The 13,670-nt window shown below is 65.3% G+C and carries 14 protein-coding genes; 9 read left to right on the top strand and 5 right to left on the bottom strand.

Annotation, left to right across the window (positions count from 1 at the left end; translation table 11 throughout):
* Positions 1-142: 142 nt before the first annotated feature.
* The 4 genes from BCEP18194_RS04655 (at position 143) to BCEP18194_RS04640 (ending at position 3,601) form a co-directional block, all read left to right on the top strand.
* Positions 143-592 carry a MerR family transcriptional regulator gene (locus BCEP18194_RS04655; RefSeq protein ID WP_011350165.1) on the top strand — a complete coding sequence of 150 codons (450 nt, stop codon included), beginning with the start codon at positions 143-145 and terminating at the stop codon, positions 590-592.
* 176 nt (positions 593-768) lie between these two features.
* The gene (locus BCEP18194_RS04650; protein WP_011350164.1) at positions 769-1,686 is read left to right on the top strand and encodes a hypothetical protein; all 918 of its coding nucleotides are present in this window, start codon (positions 769-771) and stop codon (positions 1,684-1,686) included.
* 42 nt (positions 1,687-1,728) lie between these two features.
* Positions 1,729-2,973, top strand: a complete 1,245-nt coding sequence (locus BCEP18194_RS04645) for a saccharopine dehydrogenase family protein (protein WP_011350163.1) — start codon at positions 1,729-1,731, stop codon at positions 2,971-2,973.
* A 139-nt stretch (positions 2,974-3,112) separates the two neighbouring features.
* Entirely contained in the window at positions 3,113-3,601 is a 489-nt protein-coding gene (locus BCEP18194_RS04640; RefSeq protein ID WP_011350162.1) for a MerR family transcriptional regulator, read from the top strand.
* Positions 3,602-3,622: 21 nt separating this feature from the next.
* Here the strand turns inward: BCEP18194_RS04640 and BCEP18194_RS04635 are convergent, their stop codons facing one another.
* Both BCEP18194_RS04635 and BCEP18194_RS04630 read right to left on the bottom strand, forming a co-directional pair.
* Positions 3,623-4,306 carry a type 1 glutamine amidotransferase domain-containing protein gene (locus BCEP18194_RS04635; RefSeq protein ID WP_011350161.1) on the bottom strand — a complete coding sequence of 228 codons (684 nt, stop codon included), beginning with the start codon at positions 4,304-4,306 and terminating at the stop codon, positions 3,623-3,625.
* A gap of 132 nt (positions 4,307-4,438) precedes the next feature.
* Complete coding sequence (locus tag BCEP18194_RS04630; protein WP_011350160.1) at positions 4,439-5,092, bottom strand: TetR/AcrR family transcriptional regulator; 654 nt, start codon at positions 5,090-5,092, stop codon at positions 4,439-4,441.
* 99 nt (positions 5,093-5,191) lie between these two features.
* Here BCEP18194_RS04630 and BCEP18194_RS04625 point away from each other — a divergent pair, with 99 nt between their 5' ends.
* The gene (locus BCEP18194_RS04625) at positions 5,192-6,667 is read left to right on the top strand and encodes a coniferyl aldehyde dehydrogenase (protein ID WP_011350159.1); all 1,476 of its coding nucleotides are present in this window, start codon (positions 5,192-5,194) and stop codon (positions 6,665-6,667) included.
* 116 nt (positions 6,668-6,783) lie between these two features.
* On the opposite strand, the gene BCEP18194_RS04620 is transcribed toward BCEP18194_RS04625, so the two are convergent.
* Positions 6,784-7,662: a LysR substrate-binding domain-containing protein gene (locus BCEP18194_RS04620; RefSeq protein ID WP_011350158.1), complete on the bottom strand. Its 879-nt coding sequence runs from the start codon at positions 7,660-7,662 to the stop codon at positions 6,784-6,786.
* 132 nt (positions 7,663-7,794) lie between these two features.
* Between BCEP18194_RS04620 and BCEP18194_RS04615 the strand changes: the two genes are divergently transcribed.
* Positions 7,795-8,427: an FMN-dependent NADH-azoreductase gene (locus tag BCEP18194_RS04615; protein WP_011350157.1), complete on the top strand. Its 633-nt coding sequence runs from the start codon at positions 7,795-7,797 to the stop codon at positions 8,425-8,427.
* Positions 8,428-8,516: 89 nt separating this feature from the next.
* Here the strand turns inward: BCEP18194_RS04615 and BCEP18194_RS04610 are convergent, their stop codons facing one another.
* Complete coding sequence (locus tag BCEP18194_RS04610) at positions 8,517-9,134, bottom strand: LysE family translocator (protein ID WP_011350156.1); 618 nt, start codon at positions 9,132-9,134, stop codon at positions 8,517-8,519.
* Between the two features lie 67 nt (positions 9,135-9,201).
* Between BCEP18194_RS04610 and BCEP18194_RS04605 the strand changes: the two genes are divergently transcribed.
* Both BCEP18194_RS04605 and BCEP18194_RS04600 read left to right on the top strand, forming a co-directional pair.
* A complete protein-coding gene (locus tag BCEP18194_RS04605) occupies positions 9,202-10,125 on the top strand; it encodes a LysR family transcriptional regulator (RefSeq protein WP_011350155.1) in 924 nt (307 codons plus the stop codon).
* 144 nt (positions 10,126-10,269) lie between these two features.
* Positions 10,270-11,118 (top strand): putative type VI secretion system effector, encoded by an 849-nt coding sequence (locus BCEP18194_RS04600; protein WP_011350154.1) that lies wholly within the window; start codon positions 10,270-10,272, stop codon positions 11,116-11,118.
* 34 nt (positions 11,119-11,152) lie between these two features.
* Here BCEP18194_RS04600 and BCEP18194_RS04595 read toward each other — a convergent pair whose 3' ends face one another.
* Positions 11,153-12,025, bottom strand: a complete 873-nt coding sequence (locus BCEP18194_RS04595; RefSeq protein ID WP_011350153.1) for a LysR family transcriptional regulator — start codon at positions 12,023-12,025, stop codon at positions 11,153-11,155.
* Between BCEP18194_RS04595 and BCEP18194_RS04590 the strand changes: the two genes are divergently transcribed.
* Positions 11,936-13,546: an MFS transporter gene (locus BCEP18194_RS04590; RefSeq protein ID WP_341864749.1), complete on the top strand. Its 1,611-nt coding sequence runs from the start codon at positions 11,936-11,938 to the stop codon at positions 13,544-13,546. The genes BCEP18194_RS04595 and BCEP18194_RS04590 overlap by 90 nt on opposite strands.
* Positions 13,547-13,670: the final 124 nt, after the last annotated feature.

Raw genomic sequence — 13,670 nt, 5'->3', positions numbered from 1 at the left:
ATCGATCCGTGCGGTCCTGCCGGTTGCGAGGGTCGCCAGGCCGGCGCTGCGTATGAGGCGCTTCGGCCGTCAGCCTGCCTTGGCGATGCGCTTACTCTAGGTTTAAAGTTAGGTTTAATGTCAATACGCTGGCGAGGCAGGTATGAGAATTGGGGAGCTCGCGAAGCTCAGTGGCCTGACGGCATCGCGGATCCGTTTCTACGAGGCGGAAGGGCTGCTCACGGCTGTCGAGCGCGGCTCGAATGGGTATCGCGACTACGGCGACGATGCGGTGTGGATGCTCGAGATCATCGCCGGCGCGCAGAGCGCCGGGTTCTCGCTGGAGCAGATTCGCCATCTGCTGCCGGTGAAAGCCGGCAACTGGCAGCATGACGGACTGGTGGATGCGCTCGAACGGAAAGTCGCCGAGATCGACGCGATGCAGAAGCGCCTCAAGGAGAACAAGGCGCAACTGCTCGTCGCGATCGACAGCATCAAGAACCGGCCGACCGAACTGAACTGCTCGGAGCGGACGCGCTGGGTGATGGACCGGTTGCGCAATCCGGGCGAGGCGTTGACACCCGGCAAGAACCGTCGCACGACCGCCAAATGATCCGACACGGGCACGGCGAGCGCCTGCCGGTTGCCCGGACGCAATCCGACGTGCCCCTCTACTCGGGGCCTTGACCTTAAAGTTGACTTAAATCTTAGAGTGCTTGCTGACGGCAGTGAGTCAGCGGGCATCGGGTGTTGCCTGCCACGGTCGATCATCGACGAGAGGCGACGAACATGGACAGGCGGTTTACACAGGTCGAATTCGGTCCACACAAGATTGACGTGCCCGAAGGCGGGTATTACGACCGGTTCCGGATGAACCCCGACCTCGACGAGGTGGCGCGCGATCCCGCGGCGGGGAACATCGACTTTTTCCGTCGGATTCCGAAGCGTCAGGTTGCGTCAAGGGTCGGCCCGACCTGGGCGCCGAATTTCTACTACCGTTCCAGCAGCATTCAGCTGCTGTTCCTTGCGCCGCTCGAACGCCTGCGGACCACGCTGCCGGTGCCGCTCGAGCCGCTGCGCGCGCTCCCCGGGTACGGGCTGGTCGCGCTGACCTTCTTCTCGTATTCGGTGTGTGACAACGATCCGTATGACGAGGTGTCGGTCGCGGTGGTGATCCGGCGGCCCGGCGCGACGGGGTCGCACGCGCTCGAGCTGATCGACTCGATGCGGCGCCGGAGCTTCTTCGCGCACGTGCTGGCGCTGCCGGTCACCACGGAAATCGCGCGGGTGCGCGGCGTGCATGGCTATCAGTTGCCCAAGTGGCTCGCCGATATCGACGTGAACCTCGGTGCCACCGCCAGCGCCCGCATTGCCGGCCCGGGCGGCCGGCCGGACGTGAGCCTGAGCGTGCCGATGCCCGAGTTGACCGACGTCGCGTCGCAGTCGCACATGGGCACGTCGACGATGATCAATCGCATCGACGGCGAATGGCACCAGACATCGGTGCAGACGAATGCGCTATCGTTCGCCCAGCGCCTGCTGCCGCGCAACGTCGAGCTCGTGCGGCACGGCGGCCCGGTGAGCCAGCTGCTCGACGGGCTGGGTGCATCCACGATCCTGCGTCTCGACGTGGTGAAGGATGCGCAACTGGTGCTGAACCTGCCGACCCCGTTGAAGGCCTTCGATGAACCCGGAAAGCAACGCTGACGCCACGCAACGCCGCGGCACGCCCGCGCGAAGGAATCGCCCATGACCCGGCCGACCCACGATCTCGTCGTATTTGGTGCCACCAGTTTCGTCGGGCAGATCCTTGCCCGCTACCTGTCCGAGTACCTGTCGGGCTCCGGCGAGACGCTGCGCTGGGCCATCGCTGGCCGCTCCGAAGCGAAGCTCAGGCAGGTCAGGGACACGCTGGGCGCGGCCGGGCAATCGGTGCCGATCATCGTCGCCGACGCGGCCGACGAAGCGCAGCTTCGCGCGCTCTGCGCGCAGACGCGGGTGGTCGTGTCCACCGTCGGCCCCTACGCGCTTTACGGGGAACCGCTGGTCAGGATCTGCGCGGAAACCGGCACCGACTACTGCGACCTGACCGGCGAGACGCAGTGGATCAAGCGGATGATCGACAAGTACGAGCCCGCGGCCCGGCAATCCGGCGCACGCATCGTCCATTGCTGCGGCTTCGATTCGGTGCCGTCGGACATGGGCGTGTTCTTCCTGCAGCAGCAGGCGCGGCAGCAGTGGGGTGTGCCGGCCACGCAGGTGAAGATGCGGGTGAAAACGCTGAAGGGCGGCGCGTCGGGTGGCACGGTGGCGAGCGTGATCAACGTCGTCCGGGAGGCCGCGGCCGATCCGGCCTTGCGCCGGGAACTGCTCGATCCTTATTCGCTGTGCCCGAAGGGGCATGGCTTCACGATGCGCCAGCATGCAGTGCGGTCCGCCGCATTCGATCGCGACTTCGATGCATGGATCGCGCCCTTCGTGATGGCGGCGGTGAACGAGCGTGTCGTGCATCGCTCCAATGCGCTTGCCGGCAACGCGTACGGCAGCCGCTTCACGTATGACGAAGCGGTGATGACGGGCACGGGCTTCAAGGGGCGCCTGACCGCGGTGACGATGGTGGCCGGCCTTGGCGCGTTCATGGTGGGTGTCGTCATCAAGCCGGTGCGCAGCCTGATGGAGCGCTTCCTGCTGCCGAAGCCCGGCGAGGGGCCGAGCCCCGCGGCGCAGCTGGCCGGCCGCTACGATCTGCGCTTCTTCGGCCGTACCGACGACGGAAAGACCTTGCGCGTGAAAGTCACCGGCGACCGCGATCCGGGCTACGGCTCCACCGGCAAGATGCTCGGCCAGGCCGCGATCAGTCTCGCTCTGGATTGCGTTGGCGACGGCGTCAAGACCGGCCGCGGCGGCGGTTTCTGGACGCCCGCGACGATGTTCGACGCGCGCTACATCGAGCGGCTGGTTCGCCATGCGGGGTTGCGTTTCGAGGTGATTTGAGCGCGCGCCGTCCGCTCGCCATTCGACGGAAAGCCGATAAAGATCGGATTGCGAATCAACATCGGGAGACAGCTGACAATCACGACGTAGCTGATCGGGGCTGATGGCCGGACGCGATCCGGCCAGGGAGTATCGGAACATGAAGATCGGGGAACTGGCGGAACGCACCGGCCTTACCCCTTCGCGCATCCGCTTTTACGAACGCATCGGTCTGTTGACGCTCGTCGAACGCGAAGCGAACGGCTATCGCACTTATCCGCAGGAAGCGGTGACGGTGCTCGATCTGATCACGGCCGCGCAGAAGGCGGATTTCAGTCTCGACGAGATTCGCACGATGATGCCGGCCGACCTCGCGCAGTGGCCCTGCGATGCGTTGCTGGATGCGCTGGGCCGCAAGGTGCAGGACATCGAGGCGCTGGAGGCGCGGCTCGCGCAAAGCAAGGCGCAGATCGTGGCGCTGATTGCGGACATCGCCGCGAAGCCGGAGTCGGTCGATTGTGCAACCCATGCGAAGCGATTGCTGTCGCGGATTCCGCCGGGGAATGCGGTGGAGGGCGGTGGCGGTGAGGCGACGACCGCTGCCGTCGATCATGACGAAGCGGTTGTGCGCCGGTCGACCCGCGCTTAGGCGGCGCGCCGGCGCATCACGTTACAGCAGCGCGACGACCTGTTCCGCGGTCGCCTTCGCCGATTGCGGATTCTGGCCGGTCACGAGTCGGCCGTCGACGACCACGTTCGACGTGAACGGCAGCAGCGCCTTTTCGTAGCGCGCGCCACGCTCCTGCATCTGCTGCTCGACGTTGTAGGGCACCTTCTTCGCGACGCCGGCCAGGATTTCCTCCACCCACGAATAGCCGGTGATCCGGCGTCCGGCAACCAGCAACGAGCCGTCCGACAGCGTCGTGTTCAGCAACCCGCAGTAGCCGTGGCAGACCGACGACACGATGCCGCCGTGTTCATAGATCTCGCGCGTGAGCCGCTGCAGCCCCGCATCGTCCGGGTAGTCCCACATCACCGCATGGCCGCCGGTGAAGTAGATCGCATCGAAATCGGCCGGATCGATCTCGTCGGGGCGCGCGGTGCTGGCCAGCAGCGCCGCGTTGGCCTTGTCGGCGCGCCACGCTTTCGCGGCGGCGTCGGCATGCGGCCATTTGAGCGAGCGCGGCTCCAGCGGCGACACGCCGCCCTTGGGGCTCACGAGCTGCTGCTCATAGCCTTTCGCCGCGAAGATGTGATGGGCATGGGTCAGCTCGGACAACCACAGGCCGGTCGGTTGCGACGGATCGGCGTAATGCGCGACGTTGCTGACCACGTGAAGGATGCGCTTGCTCATGATGCGGTTTCCCTTTCATCGGCCACGGGCGGGCGTCTGCGACGCACCGCCGGATTGTCGGATGGCAGTCCCCATACCCATGACCTCGATACGCTGCCGAGGCAAACCATAACCTTTAAGCAAAGTTGAAGGTCAAGGCCTTTTCGTTTTCGCTGTCCGCGCGGGGGTCGCAGGCAGCACGAGGCCGTCCAGCAAGGTGGTCAGCGCATCCTCGATCGCGTGATCGCCGACCTTCTCGCGCACCAGCCGCCCGTCGATCGCCAGCATCGTCAGGCCATGCAGATGCGCCCAGCAGGCGGTCGCCTGGCCGAGCGCCGGGCGCGGGCGGATCGTGCCGGCGTGCTGGCCGCGCTCCAGGATGTCGACGACCAGCAGGAACGGCGCCTGCACGCGCGGATCGAGGTGGATGTCCGTCGGCTCCCCGGCATCCGCGGCAAACATCAGTCGATAGAGATCCGGGTTGCGCTGGCCGAACGCGAGATGGGCGTAAGCGAGCGCGAGCAGCACGTCCGGTGCGTCCGCCGCGGGATCGACGGACGCGGCGAGGTCTTCGTGCAGCCGATCGAAGCCGATCAGCGCGAGCTCGTGCAGCAACGCGGCCTTGTCCGGGAAATGCCGGTAGGGCGCCGAGTGGCTGACGTTCGCGCGCCGCGCGATTTCGCGCAGCGTGAACTGCCAGCCCTGTTGCTCCTGCAGCGTGTCGAGCGCCGTTTCGATGATCGCGCGACGCAGATCCCCGTGGTGATAAGCCTTTTGCCCGGCGTCCGCATCCACATCCGACGACATCGCGTTGCTCCTATGTTGACAGGGAACACATTGTGGTCCTATGATCCGCCGCATGCAAGTTGACAGTGTCTACATCGACGCAACCTCGTGAGGTGCACCATGGCCGTTTCCGCAGAATCCAGCTCGAGCTTCGACCCGGCGGTGTTGCTGGCTCGCCAGCGCAACGCGTTTGTCAGCGAGGGGCCGCCGAGCGTGCAGCAGCGCAAGGCCCGGCTCGCGCGGCTGCGCGCCGTGGTGCTCGCGTATCGCCGCGAAGTGGAGGAGGCGATCAGTGCCGATTTCGGGCATCGCTCGCGACACGAGACCGCGATCATGGAACTGGTCGGCGTGGTCCAGGCGATCGACTACCTGACGCGCAACCTGTGCCGCTTCACGAAGCCGCAGCGCCGGCACGTCGGGCTCCTTTATCGGGCCGGGCAGGCGCACATCGAATACCAGCCGCTGGGTGTGATCGGTGTGATGGCACCGTGGAATTACCCGTTCGCGCTTACGTTCATTCCGCTGGCCACCGCGCTGGCCGCGGGCAACCGCGCGATGCTCAAGCCGTCGGAACTGACACCGCGCACCAGCGAGGTGATGCGCCGGATGCTCGCGGAAACCTTCCCGAGCGAAGAAGTCGCGGTCGTGCTCGGCGGCCCGGAGGTCGGCGCCGCCTTCAGCGGCTTGCCGTTCGACCATCTGCTGTTCACCGGCAGCACGCAGGTGGGCCGCAAGGTCATGAAGGCGGCCAGCGACAATCTGGTGCCGGTGACGCTCGAACTCGGCGGCAAGAGCCCGGCGATCGTCGCGCGGGGGCACGTCGATGGCCGGACGATGTCCAGCATCGTGTTCGGCAAGCTGTCGAACGCCGGGCAGACCTGCGTTGCGCCCGACTATGCGCTCGTGCATGAAGACGACCTCGACGCGTTCGTCGCGCAATACGATGAGGCCGTCGCACGCTTCTACCCGGACGGGCCGACCAGCCCGGATTACACGTCGATCGTCAGCGACCGGCATTTCGATCGCCTGAAAGGTCTCGTCGACGAAGCGCGCAGCAAGGGGGCGCGCGTGATCGAAGCGGGCGTGAACCCGCAGCAGGCGGCCACCCGCAAGCGGACGCTCGCGCCCACGCTGATCGTCGGGGCCGGCGACGATACGACCGTCATGCAGGAAGAAATCTTCGGGCCGATCCTGCCGGTGCGCACGTATCGCACGATCGACGAAGTGGTCGACTACGTGAATGCGCGTCCGCGGCCGCTGGCGCTGTATTACTTCGGCGCGCAGGACAGCGACTGCGAGTCGTTGCTGAGGCGCACCACGTCGGGCAACGTCGGCATCAACAACACGCTCCTGCATGTCGCGCAGGAAGACTTGCCGTTCGGCGGCGTCGGTCCGAGCGGGATGGGCGCGTATCACGGCATCGAGGGATTCCGCGCGATGAGCCATGCGAAGGGCGTGTTCGTGCTGGGGCGCTGGAACCTGCCGAGCCTGCTGCGCGCGCCGTTCGGCAAGCTCGCGGATCTGTCGCTGGCGGCGCTGCTTGGGCGCAGCCGGGAACCGGAGGGCGTGCGCGCGGGATTGAGCGCGAAGCGCTGATACCGGCGACGCATCGCGACCGGCGCGCGGCTGTTTTGCCGGCAGCGCGCCGGCGCGGTCGAAGGGGAGTGCGCCGTTGAGCGCCTCGATCGACCCTCAATCGTGAAGGATGCCTGCTAAGGCCTGCTACGCGTGCCGGCCCCGTTGCGCATGGCGGTTTCATCGACAATCGTCGCGGCGAATTCGACGGCGGCCGGCATTCCTGCGTCGTGCATCATCACGAATTCCATTTCAGGCAGCGCCGGCAAGCCTTCGGACATGCCCAGCTCCCGGAGCGTGTCGTCGATCGCGCTGCGCGGCAGCGGCGCGATTGCGATGCCGGCGCGTGCAATCGTCCGGATGCCCGTGACGCTCGGGCTTTCGCAGGCAATGCGATAGGGCATGCCGGCGAGTGCGAGCGCCTTGATGGCAGCGCCCCGGTACGGGCACGGATCGGGGAAGCACGCGAGCGGCACATCGCCTTCCGGCAGCGGCTCATGGCGCGCAAACGCCCAGACGAGCGGCTCTCGCCACAACGTCGCGCCCTGGCCCGTGTGCGCGCACAGGCTGCCGATCACGAGATCGAATTCGCCGTTGGCGTGCCGTCGAAACAGGCTGTCGCCGACGTCGACCGTCAGGTTCAGCCGCAAGCCGCGCCGCGCGACGCCATGGCGGCGCATCACGTCGGGAAGCCAGCCTCCCGCAAAATCCTCCGAAGCGCCGATACGCAGCGTGACATCGACTGCGTTGCCGGTGCCCAGCCGAGTCCTCGCTTCGTCGCTCAGATTGAGCATCGCGCGCGCATAGCCGAGCAGCATCTGGCCATGCTCGGTGAGCGATACGCTGCGCGTATTGCGCACGAGCAGCGCCCGGCCGACCTGTTCCTCGAGACGAACGATCTGGGCGCTGACCGCGGATTGGCTGAGATTCAGCCTGCGACCTGCGCCGGTAAAGCTCCGCACGTCGGCGATGGCGACAAACGTATGCAGCAGCGACGTGTCGAGGGGCGGGTTCATTGATCACCAATTCAGGTTAATTCAATCAATTCATATCGTTTCCGGATTATAGGTCGAGCCGATAGGCTGCGAAGTGCAGTGGGCGATCGCGCATCCCGCGCGTCGCCGTCACTTTCGGCAAGGACCGTTTTCATGACCCGCGTGCTCTATATCGAAGGCTCACCCAACAAGGACTATTCGGCATCCATCGAAGTGTGCAATGCCTTCCTCGATACGTACCGGCACGCTCATCCCGATCACGAGATACAGAAGCTCGACATCTGGAATCTGGCGATACCCGAATTCGACGAAGCCGCGCTGGCCGCGAAATATGCGGGATTGAGCGGCAAGGCGTTGACGCCGTCTCAGGCGACGGCATGGCAACGGATCGAGCAGCTCGCGGCGCCGTTCCACGAAGCGGACAAGTTCCTGTTCGGCGTGCCGCTGTGGAATTTCAGCATTCCGTACAAACTCAAGCACCTGATCGATGCGATCTCGCAGAAGGACGTGCTGTTCACGTTCGACGGTGCAGGTTTCGCCGGCAAGCTGGCCGGGAAAAAGGCGGCGGTGATCTACGCGCGCGGGCTCGGTTATCAGTCGCCGGGATCATTTACGCCGGCGGCCGAATTCGATCTTCAGCGCCCGTACATGGAGACCTGGCTCAGGTTCGTGGGCGTGCAGGACGTCACCGGCATCGTTGTAGAGCGCACGTTGTTCGGCGCCAACGGAACGGTCGATCGCAGTCGCGCGATCGACGAAGCCCGCACGATCGCGCGCACGTTCTGACGCTGCCGAACGGCGCAACCGGCGGTGCATTCGGCGTGCCGGCGTAGCGCGCCCGGCGGTTGCATCGGCACGCGGCGCGGTGGCCGGATTCAGCGCCCGCCGCGCGCGATGGCAAGCGCGACGCCGAAGCCCACAAGCAGGCAGCCGAACGTGCGGTCGATCCAGTGCCGCAGCGCCAGAAGGCGATCACGCACGGCCGTAGCGGAGAAGCACAGCGCCACCAGGCTGAACCAGCCGGCATGCGCGACCGCGATGAACGCGCCGTAGCCGATCTGCACGATCAACGGCGTGTCGGGTCGCACGGCCTGCATGAACAGGCTGACGATGAACACCGTGGTCTTGGGGTTCAGTGCATTGGTCAGGAAGCCGGTGCGCAGTGCGGCCAGGTCGGACAGCGGTGCGGCCGGTGCGTCGGGCTGCCCGTTGCCGGCCTTCGTCATGAGCATCTTCACGCCGAGGTAGATCAGGTAGATCGCGCCGACCAGCTTGACGGCATTGAAGAGCCACAGCGACTGGCGGATCAGCAGGCCGACGCCCAGCAGCGTGTAGCTCACGTGAACCGTCACGCCGAGCCCGATACCGAGCGCGGTGAGCACGCCCGAGCGGCGCGACAGCATCAGGCTGTTGCGCGTGACCATCGCGAAGTCCGGCCCCGGGCTGATCACGGCCAGCAGTGTGATGGTGACTACAACTATCAGTTCGGTCATCGTCTTGTCCTTGCGATTGATGGCTTGATGGCGCAATCTTATGGGTCATGTTCCATCGGGAAAAGCGATGATTTCTGACCAGGATGGTGAGATTGACTCACAATCCGTTCGCACGAACCTGCCTTCGCTGATGGCCCTGAGGTGCTTCGAGGCGGCGGCGCGTCACGAGAATTTCAGCCGCGCTGCCGACGAGCTGTGCCTGACCCACGGCGCGGTCAGCCGCGCGGTGCGACTGCTCGAGGATGACCTGGGCGTGGCGCTGTTCGAGCGGCGCAGCCGCCGTGTATTCCTGACCGACGCAGGCCGCAAGCTGGCTCAGGCCGTCCATGACGGGCTGGGGCTGATGCGTCACGCCGCGCAGGAATTGCGTACCGAGGCTGCCCGGGCGCGGCGCTGGGTTCTGTCGTGCGAACCGACGCTTCTGATGCGCTGGCTGATTCCACGCTGGCCGGATTTTCAGGCTCGGCATACGGGCGTCGATATTCACCTGGCTGCGGCGGGCGGCCCGTTTTCATTCGACAGCGGTATCGACATGGCGATTCGGCGCAATGACTTCGCGTGGCCGGCGGGCTATCACGCGGAGCGGCTGTTCGCCGAGAAGGTGGGGCCGGTCTGCCGGCCGGATAAGGTCGACGCGTGGTTTTCCGCGCGTCGCGGGGATCGTTTGTTGAAGGCGGACGTGCCGCAATTGCATACGCGGACACGGCCGGACGCGTGGAAGGAATGGGCAGTGGCGGCGAACCAGCCGGCCGCGGGTGGGCGCGGGCAGAGGTTCGACCATTTCTATTTCAGTCTGCAGGCAGCGGTCGCGGGGCTCGGTGTCGCCATCGGCCCGTGGCATCTCGTTCGCGATGATATTGAAAGCGGTGTGCTGGTCGCGCCAATGGGGTTCGTCGAGGATGGCTCGCATTACTCGTTGTTGACGCCGGAACCGGTCGTGGCCGGGAGCGCGCAGGCGGATGTGCTGGGGTGGTTGAGGGCGGTGGTTTGATGGCGGAGGGCCGTGGAACGGACATTCAGGCGTGAGATAAAACGGCGTGGGCGCTGACCGCGCAATGGCACAATTTCAAAGCGCGTGTGCCGACCCAATGCCACGACGGACGGGTGGACGGATCCTCACTTCACGGAGCGACGGATGGAAGGCGAGTTGCAGGCGTTGATCGCGGCCCAGCGTGAAGCCGGGAAGCTGGAAGCTCAATTGCCGGGGTGGAAGGACAATCTGGTCCTGTTGCACGGCACATTGGCCAGCGTGACGAAGAAGCGTGCGGCAGCCCCGTCGCGTATTCCCCCGCCGCCCCCGGGCGTCGTGGGTGCGACCGCGATTGCTGCTACGTTGATGGGCATGGGAACCCAGGCGCAGGTCATGGTCGATGCGACCGACGCATCGAGCTGGAAGGACGAAGCGGACTGGGTGGAGTTCGAGATCGACGGCAATCATTTCCGCGGCGTGCTGTGGATGATGCCGATGTACCGTGGAGACGAGGTCAGGGTCGTGGCGGAAAAAATCGGCGAGAACCGCTATTTCGCCTACGCCGTCCAGCGCGATTCGGACGCCGTGGTCGCGATCTATCCGAATGCGGTCATGGGTACGAAGGCGCGTGGCCGCTTCGAACGAAAAGGAACGCTGGGGTTCTTCGTGTTCGTGGAGTTGATCATGGCCGTGTTCCTGGGGATCGATTTCATCCGTGGGGATGGCAGTATCGGAGACCTTGCGATCATGCTGGGAGGGGCACTCTTCGCAGGTGCCTTGGTCATGATGCTCTTTCACTTCCTGGGGAAATGGAAGTTCCGCAACAGCATTGAAGATGAACTCGCCGAGCGCATCTTCCACGCGTTCGGCTGGCCCGATCCGACGAATTTCAATTTGCGAAAGGTTTCTCGATGGTCGAATCGGGAGCGGCCGACCGAGGACCTTCCTCTCTCCGATCCTTACTGGTATTTCAACCTGTGCTACTTCAGGTACGAACTCGCGCAGCCAGCCTGATATCGTGAATCGCAGGGCGCTGTGATGGCCGACGCTACTGCCTCGAATCCGGCGCGAAGGTCCTGCCCGTCACGTCCGCGATAAAGTCGATGGCCGCGCGAATCGACGGCGAATGCCTGAGATCGGCATGCACGACCAGCCAGATGTCGCGGGCGTACGGTTCGCCGTCGAACGGCAAGCGCTGCAACCCGGGATCGCCGTCGCCCATGAACACGGGCAGGCCGGCCACGCCGATTCCCGTACGGGCCGCTACCTGCTGCGTCGTGATATCGCTGACTTCGCACGCGATGCGGCGACCTCGCGCGATCGACTCGAGCCACTTCTGATGCGGCATTTCCGCGAATTGCGCGTCGTAGCAGATGAAGGCCCAATCGTCGGGCGTCGACGCGTGCGCATAGTCGCGACTCGCGTAGAGCCCGAATGCCATCTCGCCCAGCTTGCGCGTCACGTTTTGCGGCTCCTCGGGGCGGAACAGGCGCACGGCGATATCCGCTTCACGACGGGCGAGCGATACGCTTTGCGCCTGACTGGCCATCGACAGCCGAATGCCCGGATGCAATTGCGCAAATGCGTACAGATGATTCGCGAAGAAATTGTTGGCGAGCACGGGCGGCACGCTGATCGTCACGGTACCGTGCATCGGCAGGTGTTCCGTGAGCGCGAGGCGCTCGATCGCAAACGCGTGCTCCTCCATTTTCCCGGCGAACTCGAGAATCTGCCGGCCGGCGGCGGTGGGCCGGCACGCGCGCGGCAACCTGTCGATCACACGCATTTTCAATTCGGATTCGAGTGCGGCCAGGCGACGGCTGACTGTCGCATGGTCGACATTCAACCGCCTGGCGGCCGCGGAAAGACTCCCCGCTTGTGCGACGGCAACGAAGTAACGCAGGTTTTCCCAGTCGAACATCGGTGCATTTTCTCCAGGTTGCTGTGCCGTTTTGCGGAATATTCGCACAGAAGGCGATCCTCTACGCTTCAATCCTCCGAATCCGAAGGATTGCCGATGCAGACATCATCCACACATCACCCGCGGCTGGTTCAAACGGCGGCGTGCCTCGGTTATGCGGTCGTCCTGATCGACGTCAGCGTCGTCAACGTTGCGCTCGATGCGTTACGAACGGCGTTTGGCGCAGCGCTCACCGACCTGCAATGGGTCGTCAACGCGTATGCGCTCGTGTTCGCGGCGACCCTGCTGATGGCGGGTGCCCTCGGCGACCGGCTGGGTGCAAAGCGCGTGTTCATTGCCGGTTACGCGATCTTCACGCTGTCGTCGATCGGCTGCGGCATGGCGCACGCCATGGGCGCGTTGATCGCCTGGCGTCTCGTTCAGGGGATCGGCGCCTCGCTGCTGGTGCCGAACTCGCTGGCCGTGCTGCGTCTCGCATTCGACGACGCGGCAGCGCGTAGCCGCGCGATCGGCTGGTGGGGTGCCGGCGGCGGCATCGCATTGGCTGCGGGGCCGTTGGCCGGCGGGTTGCTCATCGCTGCAGTCGGCTGGCGCAGCATTTTCCTGGTCAACGTGCCGGTCGGCATCGCCGGTATCTGGATGACGTGGCGGTTTGCGCCCGATACGAAAGCGCAGGGCGGCAGGAGCCTCGATCTTCCTGCGCAACTGACCGGTGCGTTTGCGCTGGCGGCGCTCACGTTCGCGTCGACCGAGATCAGTGCGCTGGGGTGGCGCAGTCCGGTCATCGTGAGTGCGTTCGCGTGGTGCGTTGCGTTGGGCATCGCGTTCGTCCGGCTGGAAGCGCGCAATCCGGACGCGATGCTGCCGGCCGCGTTGTGGCAGGACCGGATCGTCCGCAGTTCGATCGTGATCGGCGCGATCGCGAATCTGGTTTTCTACGGCATCGTCTTCACGTTGAGCCTGCTGTTTCAGTCGGTCTGGCACATGACGCCCGTGCGCACGGGCATCGCATTTCTGCCGATGATGGGCGTCCTGATGGTCATGAGCATCGTTGCCGGGCGACTGACCGGCAGGCTGGGGGCACGCACGCTCGCGACGGCCGGGTTGTCGATTTCCGCGGTCGGTTATCTGGCGATGTGGCCGGCAATCGCGGCGCAATCCAACGGGTTGCTCGCGATCCCGATGCTGCTCGCCGGCAGCGGCATCGCGTTGACGATACCGACCATCACGAATGCCGCGCTCGCGGCGGTGAGCGGTGCGCAGTCAGGTGTGGCGTCGGGGTTGCTGAATACGGCGCGGCAGGTAGGCGGCGTGATGGGCGTCGCGTTGTTTGGCTTCTTCGTTCGCGACGCAGCGGGCGGGGCGTTTGTTCTCGGGATGGAGCGGGCGTTGATCGTTTCGGTGCTGCTGCTGGTGGTGGGCGCGGTGATGGCGTGGCGGAATCTGGGGCAGGCAACCGAGACGATTTTTCAGGAGCGAGCGGCGAGTACGGCCACGCGCTTTTCCGACGCGGAGCGTTGAGGGGCGTGACGGGGTTCGGAGCCGGGGGCGGGTTTTGGGCGGTTGAGATCCGCTGCGGCTGGCTTCGGCGTGACGGGAGCTTTGGGTGAACCTTCGGCAGCTGATTCCCGCTCGCTCGATCCGG

Source organism: Burkholderia lata, from assembly GCF_000012945.1.
Taxonomy (GTDB): domain Bacteria; phylum Pseudomonadota; class Gammaproteobacteria; order Burkholderiales; family Burkholderiaceae; genus Burkholderia; species Burkholderia lata.
This window is presented reverse-complemented; position numbering and strand designations above follow the sequence as displayed.